The organism is Bacillus sp. GbtcB14 (assembly GCF_019091205.1).
Lineage (GTDB): Bacteria > Bacillota > Bacilli > Bacillales > Bacillaceae_G > Bacillus_A > Bacillus_A cereus_AG.
The window spans coordinates 17,029-37,028 of sequence record NZ_JAGXJT010000005.1 but is presented as its reverse complement, the minus strand read 5'-3'; the positions used below and the strand labels follow the sequence as shown (position 1 = coordinate 37,028).

Genomic DNA, 20,000 nt, shown 5'->3' with positions numbered 1-20,000 from the left:
CTTCTCGTATTCGAATTTATATACAACATTTTCTTGGCAAAAAAGCTTTTTATCCCCCGCTAACAGGCGGGATTAATGCGACTATATCTCCAGCTTTTATCATCTCTTCATTCGTTACAAACTCTTCATTAACAGCCACCATCACTCTATCAAGCGATTGTAAACAATAGTTTGCTTTGAGCCATTCTTTTAATTGCTGAACTGTCATTTCTTGTTTTTCAAAAATTACGAATCGATCCGATCCGACTTCCTCACGCAAATTTGCGAACAATAAAATTGTAATCATCTTCTCATTCTTCCTTCTTCGGTTTTCCTTCTGGATATGCCGTATTTTCAAGCTGATCTCCAATCCACATCGTTCCATCTTCCCAAAATTCTTTTTTCCAAATTGGGACGATTCGTTTTATCCGTTCAATCGCGTATTCATTCGCTTCATACGCTACTTTACGATGCGGTGATGAAACTGCAATGACTACCGCAATATCCATGATTTCTAGCCGCCCTACACGATGTGTAATTGCTACTTTGGCATCCGGCCACTTATCATTAATCTCTTTACCAATTTTCGTAAGTTGTTTTACTGCCATCGGTTTATATGCTTCATACTCTAAATATAGTGTTCGTTTTCCTTTTGTTAATTCTCTCACCGTACCAATAAATGTTGTAATTGCACCTGCTTCTCTTCTTGCGACTTTATTCGTTACTTCTTCAACTACAATCGGTATATCTACAATCTCAAATAGCGCTTGTCCCACTAGAACCACCTCTCACTTTACAAATCGTCCAAGACCATTCACTACCTTCATTATCTTCCAGCAAAAGAACATCTACGAACATATCTTTTTTGTAACCTCTCGTACCACCTGGAAGTACAATAAATATATTTGTCTCTGCTAATGAAGAAACCGAGCTAGATTTATCAAACCCTGACGGATAAGCGATTAACTGTCCTTCCTTATATGCCAGTTTTGCTCGTACAAATCTTGTAAATGGGTTTGGTTTCAGGAAATCTTCTCCTAATAATGCTTTTTCTCTTTTTACATGTGCTTTTTCACTAAACATATACGTCCGAATACAAGGTCTTACAAATAATTCAAACCCTACGTAACAAGCAGATGGGTTTCCTGATAAACCAAATAATAGCTTGCCATTTAATTGTGCTACAGTCGTAACACTCCCTGGTCGCATTGCAACTTTATTAAAAAGAACAGAGGCACCTAATTTTTCATATATAGCTGGTAAATAATCGTAATCTCCTACTGATACACCGCCTGTTGTAATGAGCATATCTACTTGGCTTAGTGCTTCTTTTACAGCTGTAAAACATGTATGAAAATCATCGCTAAACTTCCCAAAACATTTTACTCTGCCACCCGCTCTGCGAATTTGAGACAATATCATATACGTATTACTATTTCGGATTTTCCCTGGCTGTAATGAATCATTTACATCAAGTAATTCACTACCAGTCGCTAACAATCCAATTACAGGCTTTCTCGCCACAGGCACCTCGTTATACCCGAACGTAGCAAGAAGAGCTGAAATACCTGGATGAATGTATGATCCTTTCTTTGCAAGAACCGTTCCTTTACGAGCGTCTTCACCTTGAAAAGAAATATTGTCGCCCGTTTTGAATGATCGCTTCACTTCTATATAATTATTGCCAGTCTCCTCATATTGACGAGTCAGCTCTAACATAACAACCGCATCACACCCATTCGGAATTTGTGCTCCTGTCATAATTCGAACTGCTTGAAACGGACCTACTTTCTCGTGGAATAGTGATCCCGCGCCAATTTCACCAACTACTTCAAGCACAATTGGCGTTTCATAACTTGCTACATTCGTATCTTCTGCTCTAATAGCAAATCCATCATACGGTGAACGATTGAATGAAGGTACATCATGGTCAGCTACTAAATCTTCTGCTAATATACGTCCGTAAGCTAATTCAATAGGCAGTAGCTCCTTTAACCCCTCATTAGCAAATCCCATTACTTTACGAACAGCTTCTTCAACCGTAATTGGCACTCTTTTTTCCATTATTGACAACCCTTTCTGTTAACCGAATACACGATAATATAATTGTTTTGCTTTCGAAATATCATTTGTACCATGAATGAAAACACGACCATCCCGAAAAATAACGACGCGGTAATCGTCTATTTGGCAAGATAGTAAATACGGATTCTGATCTACTTTCCCCAGTTTGTTAAATACTTTTTCTATATCGTCAAAATCGTACGTTCTATTTTCTACTGGTCTAATTTGTACTGTATTTCTTCCGCATAAAGCAGCTACCTTCGTTTGGTTTTCGTATGATAAATAAGGATAAGTTCGATTTAAGCCGCACGAAGGGCAATCGTCTGTTTTGATTTTCCCTAGTTTTATAAAATGGTTTTGATTACTCCATATATCAAACATGAAAAATGTTTTTCTAACTGCCGAGAAATCTCCTACTAAAATTTTGAATGCTTCCGCCACTTGATACGCTGCGACGATTTGGACAGTCGGGCTAATAATTCCAGCGGTATCACATGTCACACCAGTAACAGGAACATTCTTCAGCACACAATGTAAACATGGTTTCTCTTGCGGAATAACCGTATAACTCATACCGTACGATCCAACGCAAGAACCGTATACCCACGGAATATTATGTTTTTGTGATAAGTCATTTATTACAAATCGAATATCGAAATTATCTGTTGCGTCAATTATTACATCTACCCTTTTTAATAGGTCTTCCATGTTTTCTGCACTTGCATCCATTACGAAAGCATCTATGTGTACTTCCGAATTAATTTGCTCTAACCGATTTTTAGCAGCAATTGCTTTCGGTATTTTCTCTCTCGCATCTTGTTCAGAGTACAGTTGTTGCCTTTGTAAATTGCTCCATTCAACGTAGTCACGATCAATAATCGTCAACTTGCCAATACCTGCACGTACGAAACTTTCGGCACTTGCACTTCCTAATGCGCCTGCTCCTACAATTAACACATGTTTATTTCGAATTTTTTCTTGTCCTTTACTCCCAATCGGTTTGAACAACTGTTGTCGTGAATACCGCTTAGCCATTACATACCCTTCCTCTCACGAACTCTATTTCATATTAGAATGTTGTTTTTGATAACAAGCAAAGTAAGCAAATCCAACAAATCCAGCTCCCCCAATTACATTTCCGATAAAAACAGGAACAAAATTTCTAGCAAGATCCATCCACGTCAGATGCCCTGCAAAAATAACTGCCGAAATAACAAACATATTTGCTACCACTTGCTGAAATCCAATCACTACAAATGCCATAATCGGAATCCAAATTCCGATTATTTTTCCGACCAAATCACTCGTCCCATAAGCGAGCCAAAGTGCAAGACAAACGAGCCAATTACATCCAATTGCTAAAATTAAAGTTCTCCCAAATGATTCATGTAATTTTCCTTCCGCTATCGCTACTGTTTTATTTAAATAATCTCCCTCTGTTAATCCGCCAAGATGACCGAAACAATACGCTACGAAAATAGCTCCTACGAAATTCATGAAAGTAATCCAAACCCAATTATTTAACACACTTACCAATGTAATTTTCTTTGCATAAAGCGCCATAGACAGTGACATCATATTTCCAGTAATTAATTCTCCTCCTGCTAATACGACGAGCATTAATCCAACAGGAAAAACCGCTCCTCCTAAAACATTGACTAAACTACCCCAGCGCTCAGGTAAATTACCTAAAACGCGAATATTAAGCAAAAAACCTAACGAAATAAACGCTCCTCCTAAAAAACCGAGAATAAGCATTGCTGGCAACGTCTGACTTACTTTTTGAACACCGGCCTCAATTACGAGTTCAGCAATTTGTTCCGGTTTATGAAATGCCATTACCCATTCCTCCATTTTCTCCAAATAAAAAAGCAGCTTCAAAAAACCTCCTCAAAATAAAGGTTTTTGAATGCTGCTTAATTTCTCTGCACATCTTTTACAGAGATATCAATCATCACTTTTACTATAAAATAGAAAATCTACAAACGTTGCATACTTTCCATTTTGTATATACTTCCTCAAAGCGTCACTCTTATATATCAGCCACCAATATGTGACATTTCAATTTTAGGCACTCTTTTTTTACTTGTATGATTTAAGCGTTCATCTGAATAACGATCTTCTCGGTTGTTCCATATATCACGTACGACATCTGTTATTTCCTCGCCAGTGTATTCAGATCGAAGCAGTTCTCTCAAGTCAGTTCCTTTAGAAGCGAACAAACAAGTATATAATTTTCCTTCTGCAGAAATACGGGCTCTCGTACATGATGAACAGAAGGAATCTGTTACTGATGAAATAATACCTATCTCTTCATCACTTCCAATATAACGATAGCGAGTCGCAACTTCACCTGCATAATTCGCTTCTATCCGTTCTAATGGCATAACTTGATGAATGGCATCTACTATTTCTTGTTTCGAGACGACCTCTTTTAATTCCCAACCGTTATAATTCCCAACGTCCATATACTCAATAAAACGAAGAATATGCTTATTTTCCTTAAAGTATTGTGCCATCTGCAAGATGTCCTGTTCGTTTTTTCCCTTTTGAACGACCATGTTTATTTTAATTTTCATACCAACTTCAGCTGCAGCCTGTATTCCTTCCAAAACTCTTTGCACTTTGCTTCTATTACCATTCAAATAGAAAAATCGCTCTTCTTCTAAGGAATCTAAACTAACTGTCACACGTGATAAACCCGCCTTATATAAATCAGGAGCAAACTTTTTAAGTAACGATCCATTGGTTGTTAAACCGATATCCTCCACACCATCAATTTTATTAAGGCGCTCGATAAGCTGTGGAAGACCTCTTCGAAGTAACGGTTCTCCGCCTGTAATTCGTAACTTTCTCACACCTAAAGAAACGAAAATACGTGTTATCCTTTCAATCTCATCAAAAGATAAAATTTTATCATTAGACAAAAACGAATAATCAGGACCAAATATTTCTTCTGGCATACAATAACGACAGCGAAAATTACAGCGATCAGTAACAGAAATACGTAAATCCTTTAAAGGACGTTGTAGTTTGTCTAATGTGACAGATTTCATATTTATTGCCTCGCTTTTACTTATTTTATATTTAAAACACGCTCTGGATGCGTATATACATTTAAGGATTCATTCCGAATAAACCCTATCGTAGTAATACCTAGTTCTTCTGCTAGCTGCAAAGCCAACTCTGTTGGAGCTGATTTTGACAGTATAATTTCACAACCAATTTTTGCAACTTTCAATAATATTTCCGAAGAAATACGACCACTAAAAACAATGATTTTATCTTTTATAGAAATATTATTTTTTAAGCAATAACCGTAAATTTTATCTAATGCATTATGTCTACCGATATCCATTCGGCTTAAAATAATGCCATTCACATCACACAAAGATGCATTATGAACGCCGCCTGTATGACGAAATGTCTCTGCAGATTGCTGCATTTCTTTCATTAACCGAAAGCAGTCTTCTGCAGCAACCTGTACATGTACGCCATTCATTTTCTTCGCGCTTAGTGCATCATTTGCAAACACAAACCCTTGTCTACTCATACCACAGCATGAAGTAATATAACGTTTATTTTGCATTTGTTCGTAATACGGATTCACTTTTTTCGTTGTGACATGTACAAATCCTTCTTTCTCTTGTACCCATATGTCATCAATATCTTCATACTTCCGAATAATTCCTTCAGATGCTAAAAAGCCTATTACCATATCTTCTATATATTCTGGAGTACTAACCATTGTAACAAACTCCTGTCCGTTCATTTTAATCGTGACTGGAAACTCTGTTACAATGCTGTCCTCTATATGCTTAAACGCCCCTTGTTCATAACGAAAGATTTCTCTTTCTACCTGTATCGGTTTCACGATCAGTATCCTTCTCTCACGTTATATTTTTATCAAAAACAAATACCGAAACTGCAATATCTTCTTCTACTTTCATATCTGAAAACAAATTCACTAATTTCGCTCCAACAAGTTCCTCCAAATGTTCACGGGAATTCGCAGCATACACTTCTTGAATCATTTTCGTTCTAGCCATATGAACCATTTCCGCACCGTCCATCGTACTTGAAATGAATTTTTCAGTAGGTGTTAAGTTTCCATAAAGGGTCGCAATCGCCATATTTTCAGCAAAAACAGTATGAATTCGTTCTGGTCCTTTTCCGAAAAGTTCCTTTCGAAGTTTTCGTATCATATCATTAAATTCATGTACTTTTTTTGACATACAATTATTCCTCCCAAAAGCCTCATTTTACTTTATTATATATTTTACCAAAATGAGCCTTCCGCCCAAACTATTTCATACAATCATTTAGGCGAAAAGATTCACTTCATGAAGGTTACTCGTCTTTTAACCCTTTACCCATACCTTTTAAGAAATGAAGCCCAAATCCGATGGCACGGTTAATGTCTGGATCTTTCAATACTTTCATAAGATCGAATACCCCTACTTTTTTATTACTCTCTAGATGTTCATTACCTTCTTCTAGCCCTACTAATAAGCTACCTATAAGCTTTTTCGTAAGTTCCGGATCAAGTTCTGTTAAAGCACCTGCAGCACCCATCATATTATTAATTAAATTTGTAACAGGCTCACGGGTCACTTGGCCAAGAACAATTTTTGCGATTGGTTCTTTCGCCTTTAGCATAGAATTAGCTGCTTCTAGCATGCCAATATCATTCAATTCCCCTACTATATTAAACATTTGATTTAGAGCGTCTTCATTATTTGCTAGAAGCTCTTTTAAATCATCTAATTTTTGCTGTTTTATTTCTTCCTCAGTTAATTCTTGTTTCTGAATCATTTTTATAGGTGCAGCCACATTTTTCTCCTCCTACTTATCCGTTAAATGCACATACCCTGGACGTGCCCACTTACGATCCACTTCAATACCAGCTTGAGGGTGACGTTTTTTATTGCGTGGATTTGCTTTTGGCATCGGATTTTCGCCATCAACTTCTAGCACTTCCATGCGCACTTTCGTCTGTTTATAAGCAGGTGTATTTGTACGTACATCCACAGCAGGACCTGTTAAGAAATTAATTGCTGTTTCATTATCTGTAGAGTTCATCGGTAAATATAACTCATTCGCTTTTACACGGTCTGTTACAAGCGCACGTAATTTTAATGCTCCAAAAGGAGAGACAAGACGAACTAATGAACCTGTTTTCACTCCACGTTCTTTTGCAAGCGCTGGAGAAATTTCAACAAACACACCAGGTACTTTCGTTTGAATACCTGTTGATTTATTTGTCATATTCCCTTCATGGAAATGCTCAAGCATACGACCGTTATTAATGTGAAGATCGAACTCCGCTGGGAATTCAGCTGGACGTACCCAATCAGCAATCGCAAAACGAGCTCTTTTATCTGGGAAGTTAAATCCATCTTGGAACAGAAGTGGCGTATTCGTTCCATCAAAACTTCCCCAATGGAAACTATTCCACCCTTCAAGTACTTCATAATTTGCTTGTGAGAATAGTGGTGATAAACTTGCCATTTCAGCAAAAATTTCACTTGGATGGCTATAATTCCAGTTTGCACCTAATTTATTCGCAATCTCCTGCACAATCCACCAGTCTGGCTTCGCATCTCCAAGCGTAGGAAGAACTTGATACAATCTTTGTACACGGCGCTCTGTATTTGTGAAAGTACCTTCTTTCTCAAGAGACGGTGCTGCCGGTAATACAACATCTGCATATTGAGCAGTTTTAGATAAGAAAACATCTTGCACAACGAAGAAATCAAGGCTTGATAACACTTCATGTACGTGGTTCGCATTAGAGTCTACAAGAGCCATATCCTCTCCAACAAGATACATAGCTTTCATTTCCCCTTCATCAATTGCATGAAGCATTTCAATATTATTAAGACCTGGTTCACTATTAATTTTTACTCCGTAAGCCATTTCAAATTTCGTGCGCTCCATATCGTTAGTAACGTGCTGATATCCTGGAAGCCATCCTGGTAAAGTACCCATATCACAAGCACCTTGTACGTTATTATGACCTCGAAGTGGATATGCACCAGCACCTGGACGACGATAATTACCTGTTGCAAGAAGTAAGTTTGAAATCGCAGCGGATGTATCAGATCCACCTGTATTTTGCGTTACTCCCATACCCCAAAGGATACATGTACCATCTGCATCACGAATCATTTCAGCCATTTGAATAAGTGTTTCTTTTGAAATACCAGTCATTTCTTCTGCATATTCAAGTGTATATTCTGTAAGACTCTCTTTGAAATCTTCAAAGAAGTTTACATTCGCATCAATAAATTGCTGATCGTGCCAGCCTTGATCAATCATATATTTCGTAACAGCCATTAACCATACTTGATCTGTTCCTTGTTTTGGACTAATAAAGACGTCTGAACGCTCTGCCATTTCTGTTCTCCGAAGATCAGCCACAATTAATTTTTGTCCGTGTAATTTATGCGCACGTTTAATACGTGTAGCTAAAACAGGATGACCTTCTGTCGGATTACAACCTACAATCATAACAAGACCAGATTTTGCGATATCTTTAATCGTTCCAGCATCTCCGCCCATACCAATTGTACGGAATAATCCGTCTGTTGCTGGCGATTGACAATAACGTGAGCAGTTATCAATATTATTCGTTTCAAATACTTGTCGAGCTAATTTTTGAATAACATAATTGTCTTCATTCGTAATTTTTGATGAAGAAATAAAACCGATAGCATCCTTACCGTACTCTTCTTTAATCGATCCTAATTTACTTGCAACTACATTCAGTGCTTCTTCCCATGTAGATTCAACAAACGCTCCATTTTTACGAATTAAAGGTTTCGTAATTCGTTCCTTAGAATTTACGAAATCCCAACCGAATTTTCCTTTTACACAAGTAGAAATTGCGTTAACCGGCGCATCAGAAGAAGGTTGTACTTTAAGAATTTTACGCCCTTTCGTCCACACTTCAAATGAACAACCTACACCACAAAATGTACATACTGTTTTCGTTTTTTTCGTACGAGTATCACGCATGGCCGCTTCCACTTCTGATACCGCAAAAATGCCGCTATATCCAGGCTCAACTTCTTTAATTAAATCTACCATCGGTTCAAGAATATCTGGTTTTAATCCCGTCATAAATCCCGCTTCACCGAGCATCGTTTTCTCCATTAAAGCATTACAAGGACAAATGGTTACACATTGACCACAGCTCACGCATGAAGAATCATTTATATTTACTCCTTCATCCCAAATAACTCGTGGGCGTTCCGCTTCCCAGTCTATTGATAACGTTTCATTTACTTGTAAGTTTTGACACACCTCAACACATTGACCGCATGCAATACATTGATTAGGGTCATAACGATAAAACGGATGCGTCATATCAACTTCACTTGCATCTACTTTCGGTTCATAAGGATATTTTTGATGTTCGATTTCCATTAATTCTGCTGTATTATGCAGTTTACAGTTCCCATTGTTGTTGTCACATACTGTACAGTATAATAAATGATTTTCTAGTAACCGATCCATCGCCTCTGTTTGTGCTTCTTTGGCATGAGCAGAATTACGTTCAATGTTCATCCCTTCTGTCACTACTGCCGAACAAGAGCGCACTAACTTTCCGTCAACCTCTACAATACAAGTGTCACATGTTTGAATAGGATCTACTTCTGGCACGTAACAAATTTGCGGATGTTCAATCCCGTTCTCATTAATAACACCCAATATCGTTGAACCAGGCTCCGCTGTATACTTTTTTCCGTCAATTGTAATATGAACCATGTTGTTATTCATGGTCTTTCCCCCTTTTTGAGAATAAAAAAAACTCCACCACGAAAATATACGCACCACATTTCGGCACGTTATTATCATGGTGGAGTAGTTTATTAGCACATCTTGCTAAAATACCAATCCATTTATTCATAAATAAAACGATAGATTCATAACAGGTCATATCACGATTCCATCTTTAACACTATAATTATAGCGTTAAAGGTGGAAATATACAATATAAAATTTAAACTACGCATATGTCAGCGCGGAACTATCCATAATAACCCATATAAAATGAAACTATAATCAGTGGGGCTGTCCGCAAATAGCGGGATAAAAAATAACAAGGAGAAAGCAAACAAATGGGATCTTTTAACAAATGGATACGTGGTGAAAAATCTTTTTCTGCACAAGAGCAAGCTGATCATACATTAAATAAACCTATTTCTTCTTCTCTTTCCCTTAATCTAAAGCATTTGTCCAAATTGTTTAGCGGTATTCCAGAATTAATTACACGTACTTTTCCGTTAAAAAACGGACAAGAAGCTGCACTTATATATATGGAAGGACTTGTAGATAAAACTGTTATTAACATTGATATTCTTCGCCCCCTCCTATTTAAAGAGTGGAATGAGGACGATTTTTGGGAATCCTCCGTTACAATCGGAAATGTAAAAAAAGTTCAGCAGTGGACAGACATTGAACAGTCCCTTTTACACGGTAAAAGCATTTTATTCATAAATGGACAACTTATGGCATTAGAACTAGATACGCAATCGGCGCCAAAAAGAAGTATTGAAGAACCTACAACAGAAACTTCCATAAAAAGCTCACACGAAGGATTTAATGAGGTAGCGAGCGACAGTCTTGCACTTATTCGTAGATATATTCCAAATCGCGAATTGAAAGTGAAGGAATTCACTGTTGGTGAAAGAGCTACTTCAAAGGTTTTTTTGCTGTATCTAGCAGATATTGCAAACGAAGATGTCGTACAAGAAATGGCATGCCGCATCGAATCAATAAAAGTGGACGCCATTATTACTACCGGAGAATTAGAAGGGTTTGTTGAAGATAATTCCTATACTCTCTTTCCTCAATTATCCATCACTGAACGCCCTGACACAACGGCCCATCACATTCTAGATGGGCGAATCGCTGTTGTTGTAGATCGCTCACCAGGCGTATTAATTGGCCCTATGACCTTTTCAGATTTTTTTCAGACGATAGATGATTACAGCTTCAGGCCAATGATTCCATCTTTTATACGACTCCTTCGTTTCACCGGGTTATTTATTGCAATTTTTGCTCCTGCTCTTTATATTGCTATGATTTCTTTTCATTATGAAGTCATTCCACTGAAGTTATTATTAACAATTGGAGAGTCTCGAGCTAAAATTCCGTTTCCCCCTATACTAGAAGCATTGTTAATGGAATTAGTACTTGAAATGCTTCGTGAAGCTGCTGTTCGGCTTCCTGGTCCCGTCGGACAAACAATCGGTGTTGTAGGAGGTATTGTAATTGGACAAGCTGCGGTTCAAGCAGGAATTGTCAGTAACGTTATGGTTATCGTCGTATCGATTACCGCGGTCGCTTCTTTCATTATTCCTAACATGGAAATGTCTGCAGGAATTCGGCTTCTTCGATTCCCAATGATGATAAGTGCCTCTTTATTTGGCGTCATTGGAATTATGGTTGGGATGGCAATCATTATCATTCATATACTGTCCATGGAATCTCTCGGTGTTCCTTATGGTAGTCCTTTTTCTCCCTTATTTACTTCGGATTTAAAAGATACCCTTGTACGTTTACCGTGGAAAATTATGAAGAAACGCCCACTATCCCTTAACTTAAAACAAGAAAATCGACAACGAAATGTAGAAGAAACGGAGGAAAACAAGTGACGAAGCGTGCAAAGAGGGAGATTACTTTATTTCAATACATTCTCACTATTAGTGGTGTTCAAGTCGGATTCGGTTTACTTACACTTCCGCGTGAAGTTGCAGAAGGAGCCAATACTGACGGTTGGATATCAGTTATTATTGGATGTGCTATAACTATCTTAGTTAGCCTTTGCATTGTACATATCATGTCAAAACACCCTGGCTATACTTTACTTGATGTGTTAATACGTTACCTTGGAAAATGGCTAGGAAAAGGAATGATGGTTCTTTGGATTTTATATGCTGTTCTTGCTGCTGTTTCCTTAATATTCTCTCTCTTATACATCGTTCATATTTGGATTTTACCTAGATCTCCTATGTTTTTAATTATGATTTTGCTATCCATCCCAATGATTATGTTGGCGTGCAAAGGCGTACTCATTATAAGTCGGTATGCCGTTTTCACTCTTTTTTTTACAATTTGGATGCCATTATTATTATTTATTCCACTTAAAGATGGCCATTGGATATACCTTCTTCCTCTTCTGAAAGAGGGGTGGTTACCCGTTTTAAATACAGTAAAATCAACTATCATTGCGTTTCTTGGATTTGAGTTTGCATTTGTCCTTTATCCTTATCTTAGTAACAAATCATCTGCAAAAAAAGGCATTGTTCTTGCGAATTTAATTACACTATTTATTTATCTTCAAGTTACGTTCGTTTCTTTTGTTTATTTTAGCCCAGATGGCATTACGAAGTTTTTATGGCCTACTCTGTCTCTCATTACACCATTTCATTTTTCATTCTTAGAGCGATTTGAAATTATATTTTTATCATTTTATCTCTTCATTATTTTTGATTCTTGCATTCCTTATATTTTCACTGCTTCAGATGGAATCAATCAATTACTTAACAAACAAGGCAGTTCATTACCTATTTGGCTTTTATTATTCGGGTGTATTTTCGTCCTACTTTTTTATACCCCTTCTTCTTATCAAATCAATGCTTTACGGGATTTCTGGGGAACTGCCAGTTATTTTATCGTTTTTCTATTCCCGGTCGTATTCCTCTCATACATTACATTTTATCAGTATTGGAAAAGGAGAAACATTTAAATGAAACGATTTACTCATTTCACTATACTTTGTTTCCTCACAATCTTTTTGACTGGCTGCGGAGATCGACTGGATCTCGAAAAACAATCCATCTCATTAGTTTACGGTTTTGATAAAGAAAATAAAGAAATGCTGAAAGTGTACCAAATAATACCTGTTTTTAACAAGGACGTCGAGAAAAAGTACGAAACACATGAAACAAAAGTACATACACCTAGAGAAGCAAAGGCGATGTTTAATAGTTCCAGTAGTGGTTTAGTATCTACTGAAAAATTACAAATCGTCTTATTAAGCAATACGTTTTTGAAACAAGAAGGGGCCATGCCCTATCTTGATGTTTGGTATCGAGATCCGAAAAACACTGGTAATATGCGTATTGTAGCAGTACAAGGACCAGTTTCTTCTATAATTTATAATAACTTTAAAGATAAACCGGATCTCCCTGAACATTTGACTGAATTAATTAATACAAACAAATTATACAATCGGACAGTTTATACAACATTTCATGAATTCCATAGACAAACTTTTAATAAAGGGATAACACCAGCAATTTCAGAAATAAAGAAAGACAAGAAAGAAATTACTGTTACTGGATCCGCACTTTTAACTTCTCGTGGAATTTATAAGATGTCCTTAAATCGATATGAAAGTGCCCTTCTTCTTATGTTACAAGAAAAAGCTAATACACCGGTCTCTCTTACAATGCATATTCCTTCTGCTCCAGTTAAAAATAATAACCGTCTAAAAGATACAAAGGAAAAAGATTTTATAACGATTAATGTCTTTAGCATAAATCGTTATATTAACACAGGCTATAATGACAACCATTTTAAGTTCAACGTTGGAATGAATTTGAATGTGGCCATATCTGAGATTACATTCAATATGGATATAGATAAAGATACAAAGAAATTAACTGCACTTATTACAAAACAACTAAACAAAGATTTAAACGAATTAATCCACAACATTCAAAAACAGCAACTTGATCCATTCGGATTTGGTGATTATGCGAGAGCATTTCAATATAAAGAATGGAAAACTGTCGAAGATGATTGGCCAAGTGCCTTTTCAAAAGCTAATGTGAAAGTAACTTCTACTATTAAAATTTTAGAAAACGGAATCATTAAATAATACAAACACGCTACTTACTCTTATACATGTAAAGAGTAAGTAGCGTGTTATCATTTTTATTTTGAAACTTCTTATACAGTTACGCTTCTGTTTCTGGTTCTTCGTTTTCCGCTTGTTCCAATCTTTGCTGCTCCGCAAGTTCAGCTGAAATCATTCCATAATAAATTTCTGGATACAATCCAAATATTTGATATACACTTCCTAAAAACGGCATCGGAATCCCTCTTTTCTAAAGTTGTATTGCCACTTTTAAGGATTCCCTTTTCATTCATTAAACATTCGTTTTTGGCGTTTCCTCTTCATCATGAACGCTTAATAAATTTTGCCACTTTTTATAAGGAGCACTATTTGGATCTACATAACCTTTCGCATACGAACGATCCCACAATTGTTTAATAAACATTTCTTTCTCTTTCTTTGCAACCATATCGGCACCTGTACCGTAATAGTTTTGGAAATATAACTCAATTTCATCAAGGAATAGCCTTAATAATTCATCAGAAGTTTCTTCTAGCGTTGGGTCATATTTCGCTTCACGGTCATACATTAAAATCATATCTAAAATATTATGGACATGCTCTTTACGAAGCCATCTAATATCTTGAGCTCCTAATACGAACGGATGTGTATATAAATGTCCGCCCTGTATCATAGCTTTTTCTTGTTCTTCTTCAAATCTGGACAGAATGTTTTCATAAATAAATGGGTTATGAAGCAACGCTCTGTGTAATTTATAACTTTCGCTTGAAATATTTTTTCCCATCGACTGAATTAAGAAGCTACGTCCAACGCCGTTATATTGATATACGAACTGACCATCAACAGCAACTAAACTAATCCAGCGATACATATACGCGTATAGAAGAGCTCGATTACATTTGTCGTAATCCAACTTCGTTTGCGTTGCATTTAAGTCTGGCATGAATGCTGGTAAGTGCCAATACTTATCTAAGTGCGGCGTTAAACTAGATTTTTTACTATTCAACTTGTTCACACGGCGATAGTATGACTGAAAATAATCACCTTTATCATTCATAAATCCATTTGCAATGTGTCCAGACGAAAGCTTAGGGAAGTCTTGCAACGATAAACCGTAATGCGCACGATAACAAATGACTTCAAATGGCGAAAAAGCTTCATGTACTGTATCTTTTTCTTTAAACATTTCTTGAATTAATTCTTCTTGTAGTTCTTTCTTTAAAGATGGATGTATACCCCAATATTGTAATTCCCTATGATGGGAAACTTTCGGCACGAATGGACTTGCTAAATGGAACAAGTCTTCAATTTTTTCACGAACATACTCATCACGATCACGTTTCTTATAATCGGCTTCTTTTCTTAGTGCTTCAACGATATTCAGTTCTAATTTATCGCGATAACGTATTTGTAATTCATCGTAACAATAACTTAGTATGTGCTCACGATAAAAGTCTTCTACCTTTTTCGATTGAATCTCTTCTGTTTTTGCATCCCGGCAATATTCCCCGTATAAACTCATATAAATTTCCGCAGATATATCTTTCGGTAATACTCCTAAATTTAAATGTTGCTGCATATCTTGCCATATTTTTTCTTGTAACTTCTCTTCTGCTAATACATATACATTCGTTGGGTTTGTTTTCCCTTCAAATTCCTTGCTTCGTTTTTGAATTTCGAACAATAAATTTTCACGTGTTTCGTGTAAATTATCAAAAAACCTTTCCCAATATTGAATCATTTTACTAACTGCTTGATATAGTGATTGATAAACGAGTTCTAATAGCATTTCTTTACGATACTCGTTTAATTTGTGTACGTACTGCGTTACAATATCTTCAAATTCTTTTTTAAACAAACGCTGCTGATTATTCATCATTTTTCCAAACCAGCCTTGTTGCTGCGCGATTTCTACTCGGCGAACAGCTGTTACCGTCCCATCAATATTACTTACATTAAATTTCTTATCGTAGTTTTGAATTAAATTGCGCTTTTGTTCATTATTTTCATGTAGACGATTCATTTTCTCTACTAACTGCTTTCGAATTTCATACAACATAAAACGAGCTGATACTGGATGAACAGGATCTGTTTTCTTTAAAAACCATGTATTTAGTTGATATGACTGGCCTTCAGAACCACTTGGTGAAAAACGGTCTGATTCAATCATGTCATACAATAGTGTCGTTACATGTTCATGTACGCGGCTCGGAATCGCATACGCATATAAACGAACCGCATGATCCACCCTTGCTACTTCACCTTTCATTTGTTCCATCATTTTCAGCTTCGCAGCCGAAATTTTACACTCGTGCTGCAGACGGTTTAATTCCTCATCTTTTTGCACCGTACGCTGTACATAACTTTCTACAGCTTCTAAAAACAGTTTAGATTTTGCAACCCCGACCTTACCGCCTTCTGCTCCCTCACGCGTTTCATTGTACATTTGTCTATAGAAAATATGAGCCTGTTCCGGACGAGTAGCAAGATGTTCTAAGTCTTCTAAATAACTTTTCCCACGCTCTGGCTTTTCGCGTTGCATACCACGTTTTACATCTTGATCATATCTTTGTTTCTTCTCTTGAAACAGTTGATCTAAATGAAGCCACGATTCATCTAAACCTTGCACAGCCCATTTTAAAGCACAATATTTTAACACGTGCTCATACGGATAAATAATCTTTGCCGTTCCTGCCCCGCAATATCGTCCTTTCCCGCTCGATTCTGCTAATTGCTGAATTTGATTATCTTCCTGTGCAAAATGATTGGCAGACATCGGACTAAATAACTGTAAATAAATCGTATTTGCCATTTGCTCCATATAATCTGATAAATTGTGCAGATGGTGTCCATGTAGATTTTCGTAATCGTATAGGAAACAATAATTGTACGGTAAATGATGTTGTTTAATCGTATGATTCGTTCTTCCGTCTTCATCTACTTGATCAGGACGATACTCTAATTCAATCGTGACGCCACCGCGTTTGGATAGTTCTCCGGTAGAGCCAAGCGTAATGGCATGTAATTCTTTTAACGATGCATAGCCGTTTGCTTGCACCGTTTCAAACTCTTTCGCACTAACCGTTCTCGTCTTAACTAACACATCCGGCATTAGAAACGCACCGCGTATTAAAATGTTGTGATGCTGCAGTTTTTTCCGAAGCATTTCACGTAAATATAATGCAATTTGTAGAAACATCCCTGAACCTGTTCCGCCCGCTAGTGACGTTACGATAATGACACGTACTCCATACTCCGTTTGATCGCTTGTAACTGGAAAAATCTTCTCAATTTCTTGCCAAAAGGATGTCAATTTATCTTCTTTCATCGCAGCAAGTAACGCTAAACGGGAAATGACGCGTAACTGTCCTGCCCCTTCTGTCAGTGGTTTATCAAGTATAGTCGGGTCCATCGGAAACCACTCTGGAATCGTTGGATCTCCCGCAATATACTCTCTTGGCGTTTTACTAGAACTCGTTTGCGTCTTAAACTTTCGAATATGATCAAATTTACTCAATGTATTCACATCTGTATCAAATACGTGCATTGCTACCTTTTTTCGGCGCTCCTCAGGTAGCCTTTCATATATTTGATGTGTCACAGTACTACCGATTCCACCTAAACCAATTAATATCGTTGGAACTTGTAACGTCATGTGAACCACCTTCCTATTCTTGCTTGTTTGAAAAAAGGGGGAGAAAGATGAGACTCCCTCCTTTTCCCTATCTACTATTCACACTCATATTTGTAAATTTCTTTACCATACCCTCTATCAATTACTAAAAGTTCATTTGGATATAGCGTCTTATGTTCCATTCCAACCTCATCTTCTGTTATAGACATCCCATCAATAATCATTCCTACTACTTGTGACTCTTTCGCTACAAATATTGATTTCGACCCTTTCTTTGCTATAAACGTAACGGATTGCACAGTCTTTCTTTCTGCTCGGAATGGAATGCCAAAATAGTGTTTCCACCATTTATTTTTAAGTAACTCTGGTTCAGATTGATATAACCAATCTTTTGCTACCTCTTGATCCCATTCATAATACAATAGTGCTTTTCGGTGAAATCTTGGACGAACAATCCATCCTAAAATGATTATTCCTACTACTAACAATAATAAAGTGATAGGAATAACAAACTTAAAAATAAGCGCATATTTTTCATAAAACGGTGCATTTTGAATATGAAGTGATATATTTTTCTTTACTTCTTGTAATTTTGAATCTTGCACTACGATGGTAGCTTCTACGGTGCCGGTATCTGTAAAATTGAATGTGTCGGAGTAATGAGGTCGAGGATAAATATAAATTTGTTTACCATGTTGTTTTATTTCATAGTTGATTGATTGTTTAGATGTGACACCAGTAGATTTTATTAGTTTCTTTACAGCCTCTTCTGTCATCAGCTTACCATCTAACTGTGGTTGTATAATAAAAGGTTTACTATTCTCTAAATTTGTTACTTTTTCTTCATAATCTTTCGTAATAGTTTGCAATGATAATTTTGGTTTTTCCGTTACTTCGACTTTAAATTCTTTCGTTTGTCTGTAAAATCCCTTTATGTTCATATGAACTTTCCCGCGCACTAACCCTTTATCAATCTTCGTTTCGTAGTAAAATACATGTTTTTTATCGTCCCACTTCATCTGGTACTGTTTTCCGTCTATTTCTACTTCTGCCTGAAAATATGAAGACTGAATTGGTAATTCGGTAGGCTTCGCTTCAATAACAGCGGTAACACCTTCGTACATTTCTTCCACATTTTTTTGACTACGATCATCTTTGTCATAAGTAGAAACAGTATAGTTAAGCGCTGGTTCAACTAGTACTTGTAGTCCTTCTTTCTCAATATTCTGGTCCACCTCTATCGTATAAGTTCCTGGTTTAATAACTTCCTGATTTTCCGTACTGATATGAACTATATTTCCGAATAATTTCGCTTCTCCTGGTGCATGTATGGAATAGGAAGATTGTAATTGTAACGGTTTAGAAATTTGTGTGACCTGATAATTAGACAAAGAAGGCGATTGTCGTACAAGCGTCATACGCTTTAATGGAAATGGTGTTGTAATCTCTACTTTCTTCCCTACTACTTTCGTTTTTACAATTGATTCAACAGAAGAGAACGGATCACGATTTGCAACTAATGCTGCGACTTGATTGACACTTTTTACAATACCATCCTCTCCACTAGATGGCATCGTAACTCCGTTTATCTCTTTCTTCCATATCTCTTTAAACGTATTTAGTTGTGCCTTTTCTTGCTGTCCTAAATCCTCTTCCATCGTAATTAAAATTGGATGTAGCGATATCTTTTTTGCATCCATATCCTTCTTAAACTGTGCTAACTTCTGCGAGATTTGTTCTTTCCCGCCAACCTTATCTTTCTCTAAATCATTAAATGCCCCGTCAGTTAAGACAATAAGCCAAAATTCACGTTTTCCATCTATATCTGCTTCCTTTTTTATAGATTGCATCGCCGTTTCTACTGCGCTAAACGGAGTATTTAAATACGTTTTCCATGCCCCAATTCCCTCAATTTCTGTTTGTCTCTTATCCTTCGTTAACGAAATGTCTAATGGATCATTCGGCTTGCTCATTGGAACATACGAAAATTTATCTTTTTCATCTAATAGCGCAACTAAACTTTGCAAAGCATAATTGGCATATTTCCAGCGATCGTTATTTCTCATGCTGCCCGAATCATCATATACAAGTGAAACGACCCTTTCCTTTGCCTCCTCTCCTTTTGCAAAAGTCCAAAAAGGATGTAACCATATAAATAGAAACAACATGAATGTGGCACAAATTCGAATTTTCATGATGAGGCTTCGCCACCTTTGTAGACAAATTCCTATGTTTAAATTTATGAGAGGATACAAGATATATGACTTGTATTTTAGGACAACTAACACATCATAACTTTATTATGTAAACAGTTATATAAGTTGAATATTATTCCTTCTATCGTTTTCTATCCGATACTATAAGTAAAAAAGCCTGTTTAAGCTCTACACTTAAAACAGACTTTTCCTACTTTTCGTCTTCAAAACATATATCAAAAAGTTTGATTTT

At 36.6% G+C, this 20,000-nt stretch carries 16 protein-coding genes; 3 read left to right on the top strand and 13 right to left on the bottom strand.

Annotation, left to right across the window (positions count from 1 at the left end):
* Window positions 1-49 precede the first annotated feature (49 nt).
* The 10 genes from moaD to fdhF form a co-directional block, all read right to left on the bottom strand.
* On the bottom strand, window positions 50-286 hold the full coding sequence (gene moaD / locus KVT31_RS15745; protein WP_088097262.1) for a molybdopterin converting factor subunit 1: 237 nt from the start codon (window positions 284-286) through the stop codon (window positions 50-52).
* A 4-nt stretch (window positions 287-290) separates the two neighbouring features.
* On the bottom strand, window positions 291-755 hold the full coding sequence (gene moaE / locus KVT31_RS15740) for a molybdopterin synthase catalytic subunit MoaE (RefSeq protein ID WP_088097263.1): 465 nt from the start codon (window positions 753-755) through the stop codon (window positions 291-293).
* A complete protein-coding gene (moeA, locus tag KVT31_RS15735) occupies window positions 736-2,043 on the bottom strand; it encodes a molybdopterin molybdotransferase MoeA (protein WP_088097264.1) in 1,308 nt (435 codons plus the stop codon). Before moeA ends, moaE begins: the two co-directional genes overlap by 20 nt.
* A gap of 18 nt (window positions 2,044-2,061) precedes the next feature.
* A complete protein-coding gene (locus KVT31_RS15730) occupies window positions 2,062-3,078 on the bottom strand; it encodes a molybdopterin-synthase adenylyltransferase MoeB (protein ID WP_088097265.1) in 1,017 nt (338 codons plus the stop codon).
* Between the two features lie 24 nt (window positions 3,079-3,102).
* On the bottom strand, window positions 3,103-3,882 hold the full coding sequence (locus KVT31_RS15725) for a formate channel (RefSeq protein ID WP_033662741.1): 780 nt from the start codon (window positions 3,880-3,882) through the stop codon (window positions 3,103-3,105).
* Between the two features lie 200 nt (window positions 3,883-4,082).
* A complete protein-coding gene (gene moaA / locus KVT31_RS15720) occupies window positions 4,083-5,099 on the bottom strand; it encodes a GTP 3',8-cyclase MoaA (protein WP_088097266.1) in 1,017 nt (338 codons plus the stop codon).
* Window positions 5,100-5,119: 20 nt separating this feature from the next.
* Window positions 5,120-5,917, bottom strand: coding sequence for a formate dehydrogenase accessory sulfurtransferase FdhD (fdhD, locus tag KVT31_RS15715; protein WP_088097267.1), 798 nt, complete (start codon window positions 5,915-5,917; stop codon window positions 5,120-5,122).
* A 16-nt stretch (window positions 5,918-5,933) separates the two neighbouring features.
* Window positions 5,934-6,278, bottom strand: coding sequence for a Na-translocating system protein MpsC family protein (locus KVT31_RS15710; protein WP_000039582.1), 345 nt, complete (start codon window positions 6,276-6,278; stop codon window positions 5,934-5,936).
* A 115-nt stretch (window positions 6,279-6,393) separates the two neighbouring features.
* A complete protein-coding gene (locus KVT31_RS15705; RefSeq protein WP_042514764.1) occupies window positions 6,394-6,876 on the bottom strand; it encodes a helical membrane plugin domain-containing protein in 483 nt (160 codons plus the stop codon).
* Between the two features lie 12 nt (window positions 6,877-6,888).
* Window positions 6,889-9,828: a formate dehydrogenase subunit alpha gene (gene fdhF, locus KVT31_RS15700; RefSeq protein WP_088097268.1), complete on the bottom strand. Its 2,940-nt coding sequence runs from the start codon at window positions 9,826-9,828 to the stop codon at window positions 6,889-6,891.
* Between the two features lie 341 nt (window positions 9,829-10,169).
* Here fdhF and KVT31_RS15695 point away from each other — a divergent pair, with 341 nt between their 5' ends.
* From KVT31_RS15695 to KVT31_RS15685, 3 genes are read left to right on the top strand one after another with little or no spacing between them, the layout of a single operon-like run.
* Window positions 10,170-11,708, top strand: coding sequence for a spore germination protein (locus tag KVT31_RS15695; protein WP_088097269.1), 1,539 nt, complete (start codon window positions 10,170-10,172; stop codon window positions 11,706-11,708).
* Window positions 11,705-12,802, top strand: coding sequence for an endospore germination permease (locus KVT31_RS15690; protein WP_088097270.1), 1,098 nt, complete (start codon window positions 11,705-11,707; stop codon window positions 12,800-12,802). Before KVT31_RS15695 ends, KVT31_RS15690 begins: the two co-directional genes overlap by 4 nt.
* Window positions 12,803-13,939, top strand: a complete 1,137-nt coding sequence (locus tag KVT31_RS15685) for a Ger(x)C family spore germination protein (RefSeq protein ID WP_088097271.1) — start codon at window positions 12,803-12,805, stop codon at window positions 13,937-13,939.
* 79 nt (window positions 13,940-14,018) lie between these two features.
* Here KVT31_RS15685 and KVT31_RS15680 read toward each other — a convergent pair whose 3' ends face one another.
* From KVT31_RS15680 to KVT31_RS15670, 3 genes are all read right to left on the bottom strand, one after another.
* Window positions 14,019-14,153, bottom strand: a complete 135-nt coding sequence (locus KVT31_RS15680) for a hypothetical protein (protein ID WP_001116178.1) — start codon at window positions 14,151-14,153, stop codon at window positions 14,019-14,021.
* Between the two features lie 57 nt (window positions 14,154-14,210).
* Window positions 14,211-17,573, bottom strand: coding sequence for a tubulin-like doman-containing protein (locus KVT31_RS15675; RefSeq protein ID WP_088097272.1), 3,363 nt, complete (start codon window positions 17,571-17,573; stop codon window positions 14,211-14,213).
* Between the two features lie 74 nt (window positions 17,574-17,647).
* Window positions 17,648-19,747: a vWA domain-containing protein gene (locus KVT31_RS15670; RefSeq protein WP_088097273.1), complete on the bottom strand. Its 2,100-nt coding sequence runs from the start codon at window positions 19,745-19,747 to the stop codon at window positions 17,648-17,650.
* Window positions 19,748-20,000: the final 253 nt, after the last annotated feature.

Bases quoted from the DNA above. Each gene is read 5' to 3' on its own strand.
- fdhF (WP_088097268.1), bottom strand. From the start codon at position 9,828: ATGAATAACAACATGGTTCATATTACAATTGACGGAAAAAAGTATACA.
- KVT31_RS15675 (WP_088097272.1), bottom strand. From the start codon at position 17,573: ATGACGTTACAAGTTCCAACGATATTAATTGGTTTAGGTGGAATCGGT.
- moaD (WP_088097262.1), bottom strand. From the start codon at position 286: ATGATTACAATTTTATTGTTCGCAAATTTGCGTGAGGAAGTCGGATCG.
- moaA (WP_088097266.1), bottom strand. From the start codon at position 5,099: ATGAAATCTGTCACATTAGACAAACTACAACGTCCTTTAAAGGATTTA.
- KVT31_RS15725 (WP_033662741.1), bottom strand. From the start codon at position 3,882: ATGGCATTTCATAAACCGGAACAAATTGCTGAACTCGTAATTGAGGCC.
- moeA (WP_088097264.1), bottom strand. From the start codon at position 2,043: ATGGAAAAAAGAGTGCCAATTACGGTTGAAGAAGCTGTTCGTAAAGTA.
- KVT31_RS15680 (WP_001116178.1), bottom strand. From the start codon at position 14,153: ATGCCGTTTTTAGGAAGTGTATATCAAATATTTGGATTGTATCCAGAA.
- KVT31_RS15730 (WP_088097265.1), bottom strand. From the start codon at position 3,078: ATGGCTAAGCGGTATTCACGACAACAGTTGTTCAAACCGATTGGGAGT.
- KVT31_RS15670 (WP_088097273.1), bottom strand. From the start codon at position 19,747: ATGAAAATTCGAATTTGTGCCACATTCATGTTGTTTCTATTTATATGG.
- KVT31_RS15710 (WP_000039582.1), bottom strand. From the start codon at position 6,278: ATGTCAAAAAAAGTACATGAATTTAATGATATGATACGAAAACTTCGA.
- KVT31_RS15685 (WP_088097271.1), top strand. From the start codon at position 12,803: ATGAAACGATTTACTCATTTCACTATACTTTGTTTCCTCACAATCTTT.
- KVT31_RS15695 (WP_088097269.1), top strand. From the start codon at position 10,170: ATGGGATCTTTTAACAAATGGATACGTGGTGAAAAATCTTTTTCTGCA.